At 46.1% G+C, this 19763-nt stretch carries 18 protein-coding genes; 11 read left to right on the forward strand and 7 right to left on the reverse strand.

Going from position 1 to position 19763, the window contains the following annotated elements:
- Window positions 1–400: 400 nt before the first annotated feature.
- Window positions 401–3388 (reverse strand): type I restriction endonuclease subunit R, encoded by a 2988-nt coding sequence (locus LDL35_RS06525; protein WP_304020629.1) that lies wholly within the window; start codon window positions 3386–3388, stop codon window positions 401–403.
- A 446-nt stretch (window positions 3389–3834) separates the two neighbouring features.
- On the opposite strand from LDL35_RS06525, the gene LDL35_RS06530 reads away from it, so the two are divergent.
- Window positions 3835–4344, forward strand: coding sequence for a hypothetical protein (locus tag LDL35_RS06530; RefSeq protein WP_304020630.1), 510 nt, complete (start codon window positions 3835–3837; stop codon window positions 4342–4344).
- 381 nt (window positions 4345–4725) lie between these two features.
- Here the strand turns inward: LDL35_RS06530 and LDL35_RS06535 are convergent, their stop codons facing one another.
- The 6 genes from LDL35_RS06535 to LDL35_RS06555 all read right to left on the reverse strand — a co-directional run bounded on the left by LDL35_RS06535 (window position 4726) and on the right by LDL35_RS06555 (window position 11825).
- Complete coding sequence (locus LDL35_RS06535; protein WP_304020632.1) at window positions 4726–4962, reverse strand: hypothetical protein; 237 nt, start codon at window positions 4960–4962, stop codon at window positions 4726–4728.
- Window positions 4963–5061: 99 nt separating this feature from the next.
- A complete protein-coding gene (locus LDL35_RS15290; protein WP_369694891.1) occupies window positions 5062–5574 on the reverse strand; it encodes a hypothetical protein in 513 nt (170 codons plus the stop codon).
- A 973-nt stretch (window positions 5575–6547) separates the two neighbouring features.
- A complete protein-coding gene (locus LDL35_RS06540; RefSeq protein WP_304020634.1) occupies window positions 6548–6766 on the reverse strand; it encodes a hypothetical protein in 219 nt (72 codons plus the stop codon).
- Window positions 6763–8088: a restriction endonuclease subunit S gene (locus LDL35_RS06545; protein ID WP_304020636.1), complete on the reverse strand. Its 1326-nt coding sequence runs from the start codon at window positions 8086–8088 to the stop codon at window positions 6763–6765. The genes LDL35_RS06540 and LDL35_RS06545 overlap by 4 nt, the downstream gene beginning before the upstream one ends.
- Before the next feature lie 23 nt (window positions 8089–8111).
- Complete coding sequence (locus LDL35_RS06550) at window positions 8112–9107, reverse strand: restriction endonuclease (RefSeq protein WP_304020638.1); 996 nt, start codon at window positions 9105–9107, stop codon at window positions 8112–8114.
- A 696-nt stretch (window positions 9108–9803) separates the two neighbouring features.
- A complete protein-coding gene (locus LDL35_RS06555) occupies window positions 9804–11825 on the reverse strand; it encodes a class I SAM-dependent DNA methyltransferase (RefSeq protein WP_304020640.1) in 2022 nt (673 codons plus the stop codon).
- A gap of 461 nt (window positions 11826–12286) precedes the next feature.
- Between LDL35_RS06555 and LDL35_RS06560 the strand changes: the two genes are divergently transcribed.
- The 10 genes from LDL35_RS06560 to LDL35_RS06605 all read left to right on the forward strand — a co-directional run bounded on the left by LDL35_RS06560 (window position 12287) and on the right by LDL35_RS06605 (window position 19451).
- Complete coding sequence (locus LDL35_RS06560; RefSeq protein WP_304020642.1) at window positions 12287–12763, forward strand: hypothetical protein; 477 nt, start codon at window positions 12287–12289, stop codon at window positions 12761–12763.
- Complete coding sequence (locus tag LDL35_RS06565; protein WP_304020644.1) at window positions 12756–13106, forward strand: hypothetical protein; 351 nt, start codon at window positions 12756–12758, stop codon at window positions 13104–13106. Before LDL35_RS06560 ends, LDL35_RS06565 begins: the two co-directional genes overlap by 8 nt.
- Window positions 13096–16290 (forward strand): hypothetical protein, encoded by a 3195-nt coding sequence (locus LDL35_RS06570; protein WP_304020646.1) that lies wholly within the window; start codon window positions 13096–13098, stop codon window positions 16288–16290. The genes LDL35_RS06565 and LDL35_RS06570 overlap by 11 nt, the downstream gene beginning before the upstream one ends.
- Window positions 16287–16463 (forward strand): hypothetical protein, encoded by a 177-nt coding sequence (locus tag LDL35_RS06575; RefSeq protein ID WP_304020649.1) that lies wholly within the window; start codon window positions 16287–16289, stop codon window positions 16461–16463. The genes LDL35_RS06570 and LDL35_RS06575 overlap by 4 nt, the downstream gene beginning before the upstream one ends.
- Window positions 16464–16590: 127 nt before the next feature.
- The gene (locus tag LDL35_RS06580) at window positions 16591–16851 is read left to right on the forward strand and encodes a hypothetical protein (RefSeq protein ID WP_304020652.1); all 261 of its coding nucleotides are present in this window, start codon (window positions 16591–16593) and stop codon (window positions 16849–16851) included.
- 218 nt (window positions 16852–17069) lie between these two features.
- Window positions 17070–17573, forward strand: a complete 504-nt coding sequence (locus LDL35_RS06585; protein ID WP_304020654.1) for a hypothetical protein — start codon at window positions 17070–17072, stop codon at window positions 17571–17573.
- Window positions 17560–18153, forward strand: coding sequence for a hypothetical protein (locus LDL35_RS06590; protein WP_304020656.1), 594 nt, complete (start codon window positions 17560–17562; stop codon window positions 18151–18153). The genes LDL35_RS06585 and LDL35_RS06590 overlap by 14 nt, the downstream gene beginning before the upstream one ends.
- Entirely contained in the window at window positions 18146–18319 is a 174-nt protein-coding gene (locus LDL35_RS06595) for a hypothetical protein (RefSeq protein ID WP_304020658.1), read from the forward strand. Before LDL35_RS06590 ends, LDL35_RS06595 begins: the two co-directional genes overlap by 8 nt.
- Before the next feature lie 279 nt (window positions 18320–18598).
- Complete coding sequence (locus LDL35_RS06600) at window positions 18599–19090, forward strand: hypothetical protein (protein WP_304020661.1); 492 nt, start codon at window positions 18599–18601, stop codon at window positions 19088–19090.
- A 52-nt stretch (window positions 19091–19142) separates the two neighbouring features.
- On the forward strand, window positions 19143–19451 hold the full coding sequence (locus LDL35_RS06605) for a DUF3467 domain-containing protein (protein WP_304020663.1): 309 nt from the start codon (window positions 19143–19145) through the stop codon (window positions 19449–19451).
- The last annotated feature ends 312 nt before the right edge of the window (window positions 19452–19763 follow it).

Raw genomic sequence — 19763 nt, forward strand, 5'->3', positions numbered from 1 at the left:
TAAAACGGAATGATAACGCAACATCGTTTTTTCTTGGAGGAGTAGAGACGTGATTTTGTGCTCTTCAGCTACATTGTTGAAGAAAAATTGCTATCTATATGTTTTTTATAGAATCGTTGTTCTGGAGTCATTTGATTGAAATTTATGTGAATCTGGATGATAAATCATTAAAATCTTCCCACCTTCAAAAGAACCCCCCCCTTAAATGGTGATCAGGTCACCCCGGAAGTTATGTAACTTATCAATATCATCCGACCTGGAAAAATGAAGGCCATTGGGAGGTAAAGGATAAACATTTACAAAAGCAATCACCGTCGAACAGGTGATCCCTGATACCATCACAAAGGGGCAGAGTAACCAGTAGACATATCAAATTGATACGATTGCCCGTACACCTGATTTACCCGCCGATTATCTCTTCATAGACTTTATCAATCATATACTTCGTAACCTGCTCTTTGAACTCCTCACTCTCGAAAAATTTATTCACGATCTTCTCGTTACTCTCCATTCTTCCGGATATGATCCTCTTGAGTTCATCCCGGAGGGCAAACCCGAATTTACTCTTATCATTTGCCTGGGCGGCCTGCTTTAACTTCTCATTTGACGCAGCATCTTTCTGTATCGAGTCAAAGAAGAGCTGATCTGCCTCGGTGAACTCGGTCCCGAACCGCTCATTCAGGATCTCGATAATCTTTGAGAGGGGAGATCGATCCCCTTTTTTCACCCCGGTTCCAACATCAGTCGGTCCCTTTACCGCTCCGCCACCACTCTTATCCAGTTCAATCTGGAAGTTCTCATGCAATTTCTGGAGACGGTAATATTTCAGGGCAACATCGTCATCGAACCGGTACTTTTCTCCAGGTGTCTTGCTTCGGATTGCATTCGCGAAAGCACGACCAAATGCATAGATTTTTTCAAGATCAAGGTCCGGGTAGGGAAGAACCTGTGACATAAATGAATACAGCCGGAGGTATGAGCCGAGGATCTTTTTAAACTCTTCCCGTTCATTCTCTGGTCGCTCATCGTACCGTGCCTTCCCCTGTGATATCATGGAGTTCAGAATGGCATGATCTGAACTGCTCTGCTTCTGTGTATTTTTAAAGAATATCCGGGAGTATTCTTCAATCTCCTGGAGGTAGAATATCTGGTAGTCAAGCAGGCGGCTTCTGAGATCATTGAGCTGACCTTCATCTGCCTTGTCCTGGATCATGGTGACTTCATAGAACGGCTGGAAGGCTTCTTTAATCTCATCTGATGTGTTGATAAAGTCAAGGACAAAGGTGTCTTCTTTTCCGGTGGCTACCCGGTTGAGCCGGGAGAGGGTTTGTACGGCCTGGACACCTGCCACCCGCTTGTCAAGGTACATCGTATGGAGGAGTGGCTGGTCAAATCCGGTCTGGTACTTTTCTGCGACGATGAGGATATGATACTCATCAGACGCAAATCTCTCCGGTACCTCCTTCTCCCTGATGCCTCCGTTCATCTGGACCTCGGTATAGGAGACCTCAGGCAGATCCTTATCGGTTACTTCTCCGGAGAAGGCGACAAGAGTCTTGATGGGGTACTGATGCTCTGCGATGTAATGGTCAAAGGCCTGTTTGTACCTGACGGCTGCAAGACGACTATCAGCGACGACCATCGCCTTTGCCCGGCCACCAATCTTGTGCATGACATGACGCTGGTAATGTTCCACCATCACCTCGGTCTTCTGGGATATGTTCACCGGATGGAGAGCCATGAACCGGGCAAGGGCTTTGGCTGCTTTCTTCCGGTCTACTTCAGGATCCTCCTCGATTGATTTGACCAGTTTGTAATAGGTCTTGTAGGTTGTATAGTGGGCAAGGACATCCAGGATGAACTGTTCTTCAATTGCCTGTCTCATCGAGTAGAGATGGAAGGGTTCTGGTTTCCCGTCCGGACCTGTCCGGCCAAATGCACAGAGGGTTTTGTACTTGGGTGTGGCGGTGAATGCAAAGAAACTGATGTTTGGCTGGTATCCCCTCTCAAGGGCGGCGATGATGAGGTCCTCTGAATCAGGAACATTGTGTTCCTCCATGTATTGCAGGGCTTTTTCCCGGACATATGGTTTCGCAAGGACTCCTTTCAGTTCAATGGCGCTCTCCCCGCTCTGGGAACTGTGAGCCTCATCGATGATGACGGCGTATGTCCTTTTTGGGAGATCTCCTATCTTCTGAGTGACGACCGGGAACTTCTGAAGAGTGGTGATGATGATGGGAGTTCCTTTCTCAAGTGCTGATGCAAGCTGGGTTGAGTCTTTGTCTATCTTCTGAACAACCCCGGTCTTATGTTCAAACTGGTAGATGGTATCCTGTAGCTGCCGGTCAAGTACCACCCGGTCGGTCACGACGACCACCGAGTCAAAGACCTTGATGTCCTCGTCATTATGCAGACTGACGAGCCGGTGAGCCAGCCATCCGATGGTGTTACTCTTTCCACTGCCGGCTGAGTGCTGGATAAGGTAATTCTGTCCGGGTCCCCTCTCCCTGGCATCTGAAATTATATTCCTGACTGCCTGCAGCTGGTGATAGCGGGGAAAGATGATCCGTTCGGTGACGTATTTTCTCCCTTCCCTGGTCTTCTCTTCTTTCTGCAGGTGAATGAACCGGGCAAGGATATCAAGCAGGCTGTCTCGTGCCAGAATCTCTTCCCAGAGATATGCGGTTTTGTAGTTGGTCCCGTTCGGGGGGTTTCCTTTTCCTCCGTTGTTCCCTTTATTGAACGGGATGAATCGGGTATGAGGGCCGTCAAGACGGGTTGTCATCCAGACTTCTTCCGGGTCGGCGGCGAAATGAACAAAGGTCCTCTTCTTGAACTGGAATATGAGTTCTTTTGGATCCCGGTCCTTCTGATACTGGTAGATGGCATCTGCATAGGACTGCCCGGTCATGGGGTTTTTGAGTTCAATGGTGATGACGGGGATACCATTGATGAGGATTGTGACGTCAAGGGAGTTCTCGTTCTTTTCCGAGTAATGGAGCTGGCGGGTGATGGTGAGCCGGTTTGCTTCATACAGCCGTATGGTATCAGGGTTTAAGGAACTTGCCGGTGCAAAATAGGCTATCCTGAATGTTCTTCCGTAACTTTTGAATCCCTGGCGGATGACCTTCAGGCATCCGTCGTAGTCAGAGTTCAGGGCTTTGGAGAGGTCATCGATGATCCGTGATTCAGCCATGGTCCCGAGCTGAGATTCCAGGTAATTCCAGTCTTTGGGCTGGGTCTCTTTGATGAAGGCGATGACTTCTCCGGGGTCAAGGGCGAGCGAGCGGTCAAAGGTTTCGGGATCTCCTTTCTGGTATCCATGAGCGAGGAGATAGTCTTCGATTGCGGTTTCGAATGCTTTTTCGGTATATTGCCTGGAACTCATATTTTTAACCCTGATGACCTGGTATCCAATGGATTGAGAGTTACTGAATGGATATGATGGGAGAGATCTCTTGTTATTCCTTTTTTATGTGAGTAACCGATTAAATCTTTTGAAATAATTTTTATTGGGGATAGTCAGATGTGGTTGGTAAAGAATGGTAGAAAAGTAGGCTGTAATTCATCGAGATAACTTTGCCGAAACCATGACCTGATAAGAAATGTCCCTGAATCAGACTCTGATTGTAATAGTTGGGGGCCTGAAATCCGTGATATCCAGAAAATTAATGTCCTTCCCACACCCACTAATACTAACTCTATAGTTCATGTTCGAGAGAATCGTTCATGTATAAAATAGGAGATGACACGTATGGCAGAACCGATTGAATTGGGGTTGATTCTTTCAGGTCAAGATCGTGTTGATTTTGAAGAATACCTGAAAAATCCTACATGCACCGAAGAAGGACTAAAACTACTTCGGGAGGCAGAGGAATTAGCGAACACCTAGCTCCAGTGAATACGCCATCAAAAATATCAGAGCAAGCATTGGAAGTCAGGGAATTAACTTCTATTGATCAATTATACGGGTTTGAGTGTTCAGACCCGGATTTAAATGATTATTTACACAATGCAGCCTTAAATTCTTTTGATGAAGGGACATCAAAGACTCACCTCGTTTATTACAATTCCGTTCTTGTTGGATTCTTCTCCCTGGCAACTGACATTATCAAGGATGATCACCTCATCGAAGATGATGCAAAACCCGGTTTTGATCCCCATAATTATCCGGCTATAAAGATCGCACGATTAGCAACTCACAAAGACTGGGGAGGACGGGGAATTGGACTTTTTATGGTTAAACAATGTATGGCTATTGCCATTGTAATATCTAGGAGATATGCAGGATGTCGATTCATAACCGTAGATGCATACAAGGAACGAGTAGGATTCTACCATTAATATGGATTTAAACTTGTGGAAAGCACAAAAAATAAGAATAAGCCAAAATTATACTTCAATCATATAGAGTTGTTAAAACAACTGGAAAAACAAAAATCAAAATAGTCTCAATCACCCATAGCGTGTACAATATTCTCCCAATATTTTCCTTCCTCTTCTTCTCCCCCTGTGTTTACTGCTTCAATTACTAGGCATACCGTTTCTTTTGGTGTCTCTTTGGTCAAACTGATGAGCGGGTTTATATGCTGATGGTACGTGAGATCCTGGCAGTAAGGGAACGGATGAGATTGTCATCCCAGACCCATCCTCGCTGGAAATCAGGGAGCTGTACTTTTTCGGTATATTGCCTGGAACTCATATTTTTTAACCCTGATTCACCGGTTACGATTGAAAGTACATGAAAAGGGAGTTTATGAGCATGCGGGCATCAGAAGTCAGCTCTTCAAGGTTACAAGTACAGTACTCAAGATACAGGAGATCCACCTGATCCATAATATTATCCATCGCTTCTTCCAGACTGTCAGCATAGGTCTCAAGAAGGAACTCCTTGTTTTCCAGATGATACTGGTTGTCACGATATTCAACAGATACCTGAAGGGGTGTGGTACGGTTTCCCATTTTATATGATTTTCAGGCAGAGAAGAAAGGTCGAATTATTCATAAATCACTTACTCCTTGTACTGATGGTTTTGCTATGAACTTCAAACCGAAAACCAATTACAAATTATTGATTATCGATTGGATCTCTTCAAATGTTCGATTTGATCTTTCAGGATCTGTGCTTCCCGTGATTATCATTTTGCCTGATGCAAATATCAGAGATACAAGTCCGTTTTTTCGTAATATTAATCCGGGAAATTGTTCAGGCTCATACTCAACGTTATCAAAAGAGAGAGTCAGACATAATTTCGTCAAATTAACCGGGTGATTCAAAACATGCACGGAGACGATATTATTCACCTTTGGAGGAGTTGGTGAGGTTATAGAAATTACAGATGTCAGGGTATTATAGAATTCATCCCACGTTTCCTGAACTGATTCAGGTGATTTCAATCCGGTAAAGATAAACTTCCCGGTTTTATAGAGAGTGGCTTTGCATGCAGATAAGCGGATGTAGCACCCATGGTATTTTTCTGGATTATAAAGTAATTTTTCATGTAATGGGGTTAATTCGGAGTAGTCAATCCTTTGATTCAGATCGCCCGAAGCAACGATGTTTACTATCTGCATTCTGATGTCTTATCCATCTTTGCTCTAAGATTATTACCTTTTTTACCTCAAACCCACTATTACTTACTATACAACTCTGTGGAGAGACTTGTTCTTGTACAACATGGGAGATGATACGTATGGTTACACCGATTGAATTGGGGTTGATTCTTACAGGTCAAGACCTTATAGATTTTAAAGAATACCTGAAAAATCCTACATGCACCGAACAAGGGTTAAAACTATTTCGGGAGGCAGAGGAATTAGCGAACACCTGGCTCCAGTAGATACGCTATCAAAAATCTCAATTCCAGAATTGGAAGTCATGGGTTTCAGTTCTATTGATCAATTATGCCGGTTTGACTGTTCAGACCCGGATTTAATGGATCACAAGTTCCAAAGATGAGCGGGGTGCCGTTCCATAATGACTCTGTTCCGGCTCATCCCGTCATGGTTGGTATGTGACCGCCAGGTATCGAGGGTGTACTGGATTACGTCGTGACCGGAAAATGGTCTGGTGTGGCGTGGGTGGAAGAACTGATGCTGTTCTGCCGAAGATAATGAGACATGGTCAAAAGGAGTGAGAGTCAGGGGAGGCGCACGATGAGATGGGGGTTTTTATTGAGCTAATTCCATCTTTTAATAAAAAATGAACAGTTCAAAGAACAAGCGATAATAAGCAGGCAATAGAAACCATAAGATTAGTCCGGGGAAGATGCGTCCAAACAACTAACCCCGGACCAGGAAATAACAATGGTAGTACGATCACAAATCGTAAATACCTTTCTCGTGTGGGCATGTGCCCGCTCGGGTCTGGTAGAAAAGAGTTTGTTAATCGCGGATGTTATCCTTATCGGTCAACATGTTGGCCTCTGGTAATATCTGCTTACCCTCTTTTTTACCATCTTCTTCTGTCAGGGGTTCAAACCTGATGCTGAGATCTATGGGATATGTTTTCAGAATTTTATGTGCTATGTATCGTTATTGATGAAATTTACTCGAAATTAGTTACTTCCACCGGTTTTCCATTCCCATCCTCTGCGACCAGATAAACGGAGAAATCACCGGCTGATTGCTCCCTCATTGCGTTCTCAAGGGTCAGGCCGATGGTCTCGCTCAGAATGTCGATATTCTCCTCAAGCCAGGTGGTGAAGTAGAGGGCTTCGTGTCTCCAGACCTCACGGAGTGGCACACGGGTGATACGGCCGATCATGCAGTGGCCTCATTTCGGACGTCGATCTTTCCGGTAACGGCGGCAGAGATGAGGGTGGAACGATATTCTTGTAAGTATTTAATCGATTCTGATATTTTAATGATTAAATTCTCAATCCGTTTATTTTTTATTAGGAATGCATCAATAATATCATCTAAAATTTCTTGATTCCAAATTGGAATTCTCAATCCTTTGATATCCTCTAAACTTAATGTTTTAAGAGTGGATCCAACTAAAACTAATTGAATTTGCTCTTTAATAAAATCAGACAATAAAACATGAAATAAATATAGTGGGTTGATTAATGGCCTTATAACTGCACAATTTTGACCTAAACAAAAAATCTGATTCTCTTTTACTAAACTAATAGAACCAATGCTGCCTACTCTGCTAATCAAAATATCGTTCTTCTGTGGTTGGTATTTTTTTGAAAATACTTGATATGTTGCTAAATCTACCGTTTTTGCCTCTGAAACATCTAAATCTCCATTATTTATATCCGATATTCTAATTATGGGTACTCCATTATCGATATATTCAGGAGTATGATGCAAACAATCTATAATTATTGAAATTTTTGATAATCTTAGTAAAACTGGCTCTTGAGAAGCCAAACTGTTCGATACATTGAATCCACCGCGAAGTGCCATTTGGCTGATGAGGGCGGCCCGTTTCTCCTGGAGCAGTTCGATCTGTCGCTGCTTCTTCTCGATGAGGGCGTCGATACGGGTGGTTTCGCGGTCGAGGAATGAGGCGATGGCTGTTTGTTCGAATAATCTTGGAAATGCGATAATTATCTGTCCAATAGTTTCTGAGTTTAAATTAGCCAAGCCTGTAGTTGTATTGCCCCTATTGAGTAATTGTTCCCTTCCAGATTCTCCATTTAAAAACCAGAATAAATATTTTGGAATAAGATTTGAATTAACTTTTAGCCTCTGCATGAAATTTGAGTAACAACAGTTCATTAATTCAATTTCTTTTGTTGCTATTGCTGTTTTTCCTAGATGTAATTTGCTGCCACTTGATTTAGTTAAAATTAAATCCCCTTCAAATATTTTACTTTTATTGAATTCTACATTTGATAATATTCTAACAGCAGGGTCTTCAATTTTCCAATCACCATTTAATTTCATTTCTGTTGATCGAAGAACGATATTCCCTTTGTCATCATGAGGTTCCTCACCCCAAACCCCACCATCATTGGCCATTAAACAGTACTTTAAAAAACAAAAATCCCATTCCCCGGGTATCTCCCCTAACCACTCCACTCCCGAATCCTTGTACTTCGGATATTTTTTCCACGATCTCATTCCAAACCCCACAATTCAGCAACTCGTATCATCATTTACAACAACCCGGACTCCTCATCATCAGGCATATCAATCAATGCGTAATCGGTCCGCTTTACCCCGATATTATTCTCTATCAGCAGATCCACCAGTTGTTCCCCGTTCATCAGACCAACCGGTGTTGCATCAGCCCGCTCTGCCTCCTCTCTGGCACCCGGAGAAAAATCACTGGTCGTAATAATCAGCCCCTGTTCATGGGCCCCAAGTGACCCTCTGACCTGTTGGACGATGGGAGCCTGCACATTCCCTTTCCACCGTTTTACCTGGACTGCAAGTCTGGTCTTAATCACATCACCAACAACCAGAATACCCCTGACATCAATTCCCCCGTCTGCACTCGGTTTTGTAACGGACACCGACTCAAATCCTAAAGCGGTGAGAAAATTCCCGATAAGGACTTCAAAGGATGTCGGCGACATCTGAAGCAACCGTTCATGAAGGAGTTTTTTTGTCTCGTTATTGTGCTTCTCTATCTCAAATGCAAGACCCTTGTCATGCCACTCTGAAAGGCTGATAAATCCCTTCCCCATCATCTCAAAACGGGGGATATCTCCACGGCTCTTGTTCCGCTTGATCTCGTTGAAGATCTGACCATACATCGTGTTCTCCGGGGTAAGTCCCTGGGTTCTGATGAGGCCCAGATCAAGGGCACGTTTTGTAATCTCCCGGTAATGAATCGGTTGTCCATGTGCTTCATCGCGAAGAATCTGCTCAGCAGCATCTCCAAAGGAGAGGATCGATGGTTCACCCTGTTCAGGTTTTGACTGAGAAAATTCCTTCAGACCATATATACCCGGACCAGACCGCTCAAATCGTGAAGAGGAGTTCTTCTTATTTATATCAGCATCCAGTTGCTTCATGACCGTATGTTCGGGATTCTTTCCCTGGGTAGTCCGGAGTTTCTTGTCCAGCATCCTCCGGGTTATCTCTGAGTAATGCAGAGGTTCACCAGCCTGTATCAGAATTTCATGCACAGCATCGAGAACGTTCATCGGTTCACCTGCAGAGTGGAGAAGGGTTCAGTCAGTACGTTTAGGGAAAGCTTGGTTGGTAAGGATGTGAGGTAGTGTAGTAAGCGTGTTTTGGCCTCCGATTTGTTAGTAAGGTTGGGTGGTAAGGATATGAGGTAGTGTAGTAAGCCCGTTTTAGTCTCCGATTTGCTAGCAAGGTTGGCATGTTGGGATATGAGGTAGTGTAGTAAGCGTGTTTTGGTCTCCGATTTATCGGTCAGCTTGGTAGGTAAGGTATTGAGCTTGGTAGATAAGGATAATCTGGTCTCCGATTTATCGGTCAGTTTAGCAGGTAAGATGCTGAGCTTGGTAGATAAGCACAATCTGGCCTCTGATTTATTGGTCAGCTTGGTAGGTAAGGTGTTGAGCTTGGTAGATAAGGATAATCTGGCCTCCGATTTATTGGTCAGCTTGGTAGGTAAGGTGTTAAGCTTGGTAGATAAGCACAATACAATATCCGATTTGCTGAAACATTGAATTCTATTGAAATTTAATCCGTCAAACATACAGAAAAAGGAAGATATGATATTGTTTTTGGAATATACGTTAAAAACCATCATGCTCTATTGTTCCTCATTGAAGATCTCATGGGCGTGGTAGTATCTGGAAATATCTGTAGACCTGGTAAGATAGATTGCATCACGGGGATTCACTCGATGAAAATGCGCAAGCATTGGGTTAATTATTTTTTCCTTCTTCTAACAATGCCTGAATCTCAGCCTCAATCTTCTCAAGATCACTTTCGATCTCCTCTAATGACCGGGGCGGAGTATACTTATAGAAATATCGATTAAAATTAATTTCGTACCCAATTTTCGTCTTACTCTTATCCACCCAGGCGTCCGGAACATGCGGCAACACCTCACGGGCCATATACGAATCAATATTTTCTTTCAGCGGGACATTCTCATAATCCCGGAGATCTGGATCAGGTTCAGGATTCCCTTTACTATCTATACAGAGGTTGGCAATCTCATCCCGTTCGGAGAGCGATGAAATCACCGCTTTCATGACCGGAGCAGAGACAGAAACTCCGGCTTTCTTCAGTGCATCCTTACAGGCCTTCGTAAATTTCTCCCGGTTCTTCACGACACCCAGGGACCGGAGCGGCTCAAGAGCTGAAAGGATAGCCTCCTGGTGTCTCCTTCCCTCTTCCTCTTCGGAAGCGATGATAGTCTGATCTTTCTTCTTCTTACTTGATGCAAGACCCACAAATGCAGACGCTTCACGAAGAACCATAAGCCGGTCATCAGTCACCGCAAAGTTCAGTTTGAGCGGACGTTCAACCGTGATCCGCTGATATCCAAAGTCCTCGTTATCAAAGATCTTGACAAACTCACCCTCGGTAAACGAAGCATACAGCCTCGTGATATCATCCCGCTGTTCTTCACAGATCTCGTTCCGCTTATTCCCAAGACTCTTCCGCATCTTCTTAAAGAACGTCCGGCCATCGATCAGCTGGATCTTCCCCCGTCTCCCTGGGGACTTCCGGTTTGTTACAATCCAGATATAGGTCGAGATCCCGGTATTGTAAAAGAGCTGGTCAGGAAGGGCGACAATAGCCTCAAGCCAGTCATTCTCGATGATCCACCGCCTGATATTGGACGGCCCTGACTCTGCACTCCCGGTAAAGAGGGGCGAACCATTGAACACAATCCCAATCCTGCTTCCCCCCTGTGCCGGGTCCTGCATCTTTGAGATCATATGCTGAAGGAAGAGGAGAGCACCGTCATTAATCGGAGGGAGACCGGCACCGAAGCGGCCACCATATCCCATCTTCTCAAACTCCTTCTTGATGAACTCCTCCTGTGGCCGCCACTCAACACCGAACGGAGGATTGGAGAGCATGTAATCAAACTTCTGGGCAGGGAGCTGATCGTTCGTGAACGTATCCCCGAACTTGATATTCTCCGGATTCTGCCCCTTGATAAGCATGTCAGACCCACAGATGGCATAGGCGTTATCATTGTAGTCCTGACCGAAGAGCTCAAGCCTGGCATCCGGATTCAGCTCCCTGATATAATCATCAGACTCTGAAAGCATCCCACCGGTCCCGGCGGCCGGATCATAGAGCGTTCTGATGATCCCTTTCTTGGTGAGCATATCAGAGTCAGCGGAAAAGAGCAGGTTGACCATCAACCGGATAACCTCACGGGGAGTAAAGTGGTCTCCGGCCTCCTCGTTGGATACTTCATTGAACTTTCTGATAAGCTCCTCGAAGATGTATCCCATCTCAATACCGGATACAGCTTCCGGATGCAGATCGATCTCACAAAACTTCTGAACGATCAGGTACAGCCGGTTGTTCTTCTCAAGTTTTCCAATCTGCTCTTCAAACCCGAAATGTTCAATGATATCCTGTGCCTGTTTTGAGAATCCCTTGATATAGTTGAGAAGATTTGCGGCAATATGCTCCGGATCTCCAAGCATCCGCTGCAGTGTAAAGTTACTGACATTATGAAAGTCATACCCCGTGATCCTATTCAGCGAGATCTCACGGAGTTCATCCGGCTTGTTGGCAAGCTCCTTGTTTTTCTGTAATACCTGGTCCTTTGTCGGTTCAAGAACACAGTCAAGCCGTCTGATGACCACCATCGGAAGCATGACATCCTTGTATTGATTCGGTTTCCAGGGACCACGAAGCAGCTCGGCAACAGACCAGATGAAAGAGACTTTATCGGAGAAATTGAGCGATGGCAAGATATCACGTCAGAAATTATAGAAATATTGGTCGTTCTGAAAAATAAGTATACCAGATTTCATGTCCGGATACCCATAGTGACGACCCCAGGAACCGATTTATAAAACGGGAACGCAGTTCATGCAATTCTGATGCCCTGACCCTCTCTCAATTTTTTCGATCCAAAATAGAAAACGCCCCTTTTATTCCATAATATATTCACAAAATAAGATTTCCGGCAGTTTCGTACAATCCCTCACCTCACAGCCGGATTCTCAATTATTCCCGCGTCATCAGTTCCTGGTCAGATCACAATACCTGAATAATACTCGGTGAAGAAGATGCCAAAATGAATATTTTAACCCTTCTCTCCAAACCCTCCTCAATTCTTTGGTATTCACATTGTATGACTCATATTCACTATTGTGACCGAAGAATTCATCCAAAAAACCTCATTTCGTTACCTATTAATAGATGCCGGATGGATCTTGTTCTCCCATTAGGACTTGAAAATCAAAAATCAATCCAAATGGGACTGTTCCAAAAAAAGGAGCATGGTACAATGACTACGAAAAAACGCGAACTCAAACTGATCTTCCGGGCACCGCTCTCAGATGATCAGTCACAGGAAACGAATATCGGGCAGAATCAGAAGAAGAACGAATCCCCCAACCATGAAAACGCCGCCAAGCTGTTAACAGGTGGGGTTCTTTCTATCTTTCCTTTTGGACGGCAAAAAAGTACCCTATTCCAAAATATCGCGACTCTTCCAACACAACAAGATCCAGGACAGGTAAGAAAACCTGACCGCTTGGTCAATGGACTGCATAAAAGCGCTTTGAACTTAATGTTCGAATCCCCAACAGAGATTCAGGACATGGTGTTCGAATCCCTGTATCTCACCGGATCGCATCAAAATCAGTACACTCACCAGGGCAGAGGGATGATCCATGTCTGACACCCCTTATTACTCCACCTGCCGGACCACCCCTCACGCAGCACGCCGGCTCCTTCAGGAGCTTGGATATACCGCAGTCCGGGTCGTAACCCCAACCCTCCCTATCGACATCATTGCATGGAAAAACCGGCAGGAGATACTCTTAATCAAGGTAAAATCCCTGAGGCGCCCGCTCAAAAAAGATCGACTCGTAACCGAGATGAACCCGCTCTTTCAGATGGCAGCATCAGGCACCTGTCCGGGGAGTATCCAACTCTGGATCAGGCGGGCTGCCGTCTGGGATCGGTACCATGTCATGGCCGGTGGATTTGCAGCAATAAAGGAGGGAATTCATGGCCTTTGATCGAAGATCAGAGATCCTGCGATCCCTTCACCTCATCTCCTCTCCTGGCAGAGTGGTGGAAGTCAGAATCATCACCAATGACGGGATCGGTTCAGGATATTTCGACGACTTTGAAAAACTCGCAGATCAGGTCTGTATCCTCGACGACAACCCGCAGATCCGGGGAATCTACATCACCTTAAACGAAGTAAACCCGGCTCTCCTCGCCAGGCGTGCGAACCGGATAATCATGCGGCTCTCAAAAAAGGATGCCACAACCGCCGATAAGGACATCATCAGAAGGCACTGGTTCCCTATAGACATCGATCCGGTCCGCCCCTCCGGCGTCTCATCATCAGACGAGGAACACCGGTATGCCCTGGCGAAGGCAGAGGAGATATCGGCATATCTTCAGTCGGTCGGGTGGCCCGAACCCATCGTCGCCGACTCAGGAAACGGGGCCCATCTCTTATACAGAATCGATCTCCCCAATGATGAGGCTGCGACTGACCTTGTGAAAAAATCTCTGAATGCACTTTCTGCCCGGTTCTCTGACGAGATCTGCACCATCGATACCGCGAACTACAATGCCGCCCGGATATGGAAGCTCTACGGCACCATGACACGGAAAGGGGACAACACCCCTCCCCGTTCACACCGGGTCGCATCACTGAGAGAGGAGCAATCATCCCTATCGCTGACCGGCTGTGACCATCTTGCAACCCTTGCCTCCCTGTACCCCACTGAATCAGGAACCCGGACTGAAGAGAAGGCCACATCAAAAAGCCTCATCTCCGATACCCCGATAGACCTTGCCACCTGGCTTTCCAGGCATGACATCGGATATACACAGAAACCATACGGGAATGGCACCCTCTTTATCCTTGATCAGTGCCCGTTTTCCGATGCTCACCAGGACGGAGCATATGCCATACAATTTGAATCAGGCGCCATCTTTGCCGGATGTCATCACAACAGCTGTGGCAGCGGTATGCAGCGGTGGAAAGACCTGAAACAGAAATATGAAGGTAAACCTGATACAGAAGACCGGCTCTCAAGGATGCATAAAGAGAATGCCTGGAGACGGTATCGTGCCGAACAGAACGGCCTTGTGACGATGCAGGGATCAGATACCCTGAATTCATCAGACCTGGCTGAAACAAACCAATCAGAGATCTCCGCCACTTCCTCAACCTATCACCGGAAGAAGAAAGCCCAAAAATCAGGCAGACAAAAAGAGAATCCTCCCTGCTCTGAGTACGAGGAGAGCCCTGAAATAACCCGTAAAGCCGAAGAGATCCTCCGTGAAGGACACCCGGTCCAGTACATGCGTGATACCTTTGCCCTTGACCATGTCGGGGATCAGGTCGTCGCAGAATGCCTCATCCTCTCGCTTACGTCCCGGATAGTCATCAACTCAAAAGGCCTTCATGTTTCAATCACCGGAGATTCAGGAAAAGGAAAATCCCATGCCATCGACACCATGCTGGCCCAGGTTCCGGAAGAGTTCAGGTTATCAGGCCGGATAAGTGACAAGGCACTCTTTTACGCACAGGATTTAAAACCCGGAACCGTCATCGCCCTTGATGATGTCTCCCTCTCTGAGCAGATGCAGGAGATCTTAAAAGGAGTCATCACCTCATTTCTGAAACCATTCAGATACCGGACCGTCACGAAAGACAGAAACGGAATCACCTGCACCATCCCTGAACGATGTGTCTGGTGGGTCGCAAAGGTCGAAGGAGTCGGAGATGATCAGATCTTCAACCGGATGCTCACCGCCTGGATAGACGATAGTGAAGAGCAGGACAAGAAAGTGCTGGAGCGGACACTTCGGGAAGCCACCCAGATACCCCCAGCAGTCTCATCGGTCAGGGAAGAGATTCTTGTTATCAGGCAGATGTGGCGGATGGTAAAGGATACCTTTGTCATCATCCCCTATGCAGAACAGATAGAGTTTCAGTCTGTAGCAAACCGGCGAAATCCGGACATGCTCCTTGACCTCATCAAGACAAATGCTGCTCTCATGCAGTTTCAGCGGGAGAGAAAGATCCTTGACGGAACGGAGTACATCATCGCATCCCTGGATGATTTTAACCAGTCAGTCAGGCTGTACAATGCCCTGAACGGAGATACCGGGGGGCAGATAACAAAACTCACCCGCAAGGAAGCATCCCTCATTGATGCCATCCGGACATTAAACAAGGAAGAGCTCACCGTCCTTGACATACAGCGGGTGACCGGATGGACCAATTCAGCCATATCCAAACTTCTGAACGGGTACGCATCACGGGGACACCTGTACTCAGGACTCCTGCAGAAATGTCCGGCTCTCTCATTCTATGATCGGTCGGTCACCGTCGGGGATGTCGGGCAGACCACCCACCGGAGAAGCAAGGTATATGTCTGGGACAACTCCCTGTATCTCGCATGGGTGAAGGGAGGAGCGGTATCACTTCGCCAGCCGGGTGAAGACCACCATGATGACTCCTCACCGCCTGTTGATCCAAAGGATGATTTCAGAAAATTTTCTACAGAGAGTGACCGGTTTTCTGCACCTGCAGAAAATGAACGGGCTTCAGATCTCTCTCAGAATAGTACATGTACACATATACTTAGAGATAGAGAATCATTTTCTGCAGCAGGCACACTCACAGAAGGGGCTGACGATGTCAGGAGAAGCACCGGTGATCATACCTGTGAACCCCTGTGTCCGGACCCGGCTTCAGAAAACGAACCCCTGATTTCAGTAAATCAGCCCTCTTTATCCACTCAAAATAAACAAACCGGGCGGATCACTGCAGAAAATAGCAGAAAGCATGCAGAAAAGATTGCTGCAACTATCAAACCGGATGAGTATCTCCGCATCGAAGGTTGGCCGGAGAAAAGACCCTGCAATCATTGTGGACGATCGCTGGTCCAGTACCGGAAACGGTCTCTCGAGGAGAATGAAGAGCCTGCATTTCTCTGTGCAGATTGTTACAACAAAGCGGTCAGCAGGCATGTTGCATCCATCATACCCCTTCCCGGTCTCATCAGCATTGATCAGATGGTCAGACTGAATGCCGGTGCAGGAAGGTGTCATGTCTGTAATACAAACCCGCTGGTCTGGTATGATCATTCATCCCATCTTGGCCTGTGCGACGCCTGTTATCTTCGGGAACAGTCGAAAAAGTCAGAAGGAGGCAGTTCATGTACCCCATGAACCGGCCATCCACCGGGATCTGTTCCATCAAAGGATGCCCGCATCTCCTCTGGGACCGGTATCTGATTCGGGGAGATCCACAAAAACCGGCACGACGGAGAATCTGCGAACTGGCCGGACACACACCCTCATATCTTGACCAGTGCCCCCTCGAGAATGGAGGGTTGGTATGAATCCGTTTACGGTCCGGACAGTTCGGAAAACTCCCTTTTATCGGTGCGGGAGAATATTTGTGGATGATGATCTTATCCGGATAGGTATCGATGGCAGGGGGTGCTCTTCCATCAGCATCGACGAAACGTGGGTAGTCTTCTTGGCCTCGGAGAGAGTCCGGTCACCGGCCCTGATGGTAAGATCTCCGGTTCTGCATGGCTGTCAGAGAGTGGAAAGGGGTTTTATTGTACCATCGGAAGCAGAGTGTACTCTACTCCGGTCCAGCGGGTAAAGATGGTCCTCTCCAGAAAACACAAAAAAGCACCCGTGTTTGAGAAAATCTCAATGACCGAATGTGAAGAGTATGTCTCACAGGGAATACCTATGCCGGATCGGATGGAATCGTGAGGATGCAGGGCTGATCCTGCATCTCCCGGATAATTTTTCAATTGCTGATCCTGGTGATGATCCTACAGGTAAATCAATGTGTACGTCGAAATGTTTCTCTCCATGGGGATTGTCTCAATCACAGTACAATTCCTCCTCAAATCTTACACATCTGCTTTCTTTTATCTCTGCCCTTGCAACCTGATAGTGCCGGAGTGCACATGGCAGGGGAATCGAACATGGCAGATTTTGTCTCAAAATCAGTAGTGAAAAGTGCAGAGCGGGAACTTGCAACCCCTCTTGCAGGAAAGGCAGTCTTAAACACCATCGTCGGGAATATTCTCGCCGACAATCCATGGGGATGCACTCCCTACACATCAGGGGGAGAGACATTACCGGCAGTGTCAAAGAGCTCTGAATATTATTCAGGGGCAGTCATCTATGAAAACAACGACGGAAAGCAGGTCGGGAGGATATCAGTCCGGTCACCGGCATCTGGTGCCTTTGATACCACGATCGCAACCATTCTGGCCAATAATGCAATAGAGACCGCCATGGGTGGCACACCATCACATGACAGCTCTGAAGATGGCTATAGTATCACACTCAAATGTCATGCAGCAAACGGAGAACTCTACAATGTCACCTTCAAACGCGACAAAGTGAGCATCTCCAGTTATGAGTCTGACAGCATCCTGACTACCGTCGAGACCTGGGCGGATACGGTCAGTGAACTGGCCTGATCTCTCTCTTTTTGGAGATCGGATGAACAAGGTTCTGGTCGCTCTGGGAATATTGTTGCTTGTCATTCCATGTGGTCTGACAGCTGATTCTATCTCATCATCAATCGTTTGTTCAGGCGCAACCTGGGTCTCATCATCGGTGATCAGCGATGCCCGGTCATATGCAGCACACCTGTTTACCTCTGACTTTGCAGTGGTAAACCGCACCCTCAACATCGGAGAAGCGATTACTGCACTCGTATCCGGCAGATCAACCGGGCCGATGGGCATCGATGAGTATACTGGTCAGGCATCCAATCAGACCACACAGGTTCCTGCCTGCCTGTTTACTGATCTGGATCAAAAAACCGGTCGCCAGGATGATATCTCAACGCATGGCCTTCTCATCAGCGGTGATTATCTCTCATACCGGATCCTTTCTGATAAAACGGTTGCAGGTGCAGTCGTGAACGGAAGCGGTATTTTTCTTATGAATGCCCGTTCGGATGATGGGAACCGCACGGTTTCACATGCTTCAGATATTGCAGGGACCATGAATGTCACCGAGGAGATAGTCTTCGGGGAGGAAGAGAATGATTGAACTGGTTCTGGCCGCAGGATGTGGAGTTACATCGATAATCAATGTCCTGTGTACTGTCCTGATCTGGATGAAATGGGCAGATCAGACAGGGATCGTCTCAGTGGTCAGGACTGATGAGGATGGGAATGTAACCGTCAGGTATCCTTTCCTTTTCCGGGGAGAGTAAGATGCACCGGGCAGATACCCATCCCCCCGGATATTTCCGGGCAGAGAGAGACTGGTTCTCTCCTCCTGACGATGGAGATGATGATTACCAGGAGGTGATGGATTTATGAAACAATAGCAGGCTGATAAGCTGGGGTATCCGGTTGTATGTTATTGTCAGAACATCTGTCGGGGATCCATACACCCGGCCCTTTTTTCCATCATCATTTCAGAATGTTCATGTTTTCTGTCTCATTCATTTTTTATATGATACCATATTTCACAGGATGGGATGAATACCATGTCAGAGAAAATATTACCGGAATTACCTGAAAATTTTAAGGATTTTTTGGACATTCCATATGGAGGGTTATTTGGGAATTCAGCGCTGGCACAGATAGTTGAAGAGATTGTTGCCGATCCAACCATGCATTATCGCCCGAAATATCTTGAAGAGATGACGGGAAGGAAACCAAAGACCGTGAGAGATGCATTACAAAAACTGGTGCAACTCGGTTTAATCGAGAATGTGTCAAAGGACTCTCACCATCCGGTATATCTGGTAGTGGTCGAGTCGAAAAAGTTCATTGCATTATCACTCCTGGCATATGCACTGCTGGATGACCGGGATAAAACCCGGTGTATGGACACTGCAATCCTCGATTATTACCATAAAAACCTTGAGAACCAGGATAAACCATTGGCACATGCAACAGCATCTCCTGAAATGTGGGGGATTACGGCAGAGCGTGAACCACATAAACACGGTTTTGTCATTGCAGAAGGAGTGTAGCATAGATGAAAACAAGTAAGAAAATAATTCCGGGACTCTTGATCTTCATGAATTGTATGGATATAAACCGGAAGATCTGAGTCTGGATATCACCCATACCTCATACTCAAACATGGCATATGTTCAGGTCTCTCATCGGGATGTCTCAATTGACTTTCTTGAAATGCCTGGAGTCAGAAGAGATGGTAAAAATATTGTCAAAGGGTCCAGAGTATATAAGTCTCATGCTGCAGCTCAGAAATTAGCCGAATCGTTATCCAAACTCCTTGATCGGGTCCATTCAGACGGTGAGATGGAAACATATACTCCGATTTCTGATCACACTCATTCAAATAGTCCGGCAACTAAAAAATCAAAATAAATCCGAATAACTGGTCATCAAAGGATCCCGGATCAATTCAGGCCGTTGTTTCATCCCCTTCAAGGCTCCCATCTCTTCTTCCCTGAATCATGGTGAGAATAGCCAATTATTATTTTCATTTTTCATCTCTCACAAAATATTTATTAAGAATTATAAATATATGAGCATCTGTTATTGTACATAACGGGGGGCTTTTCTATGAAATACCAAAACATAGTTGATACAACATATCTCATACTGCTAATTCTGGGCATAATACTTCTTTGTCCATGCATTGCGGCCGGTTCAGAGATCATCTCACCGGTCGTATTT

Source organism: Methanospirillum hungatei (assembly GCF_020216685.1).
Lineage (GTDB): Archaea > Halobacteriota > Methanomicrobia > Methanomicrobiales > Methanospirillaceae > Methanospirillum > Methanospirillum hungatei_B.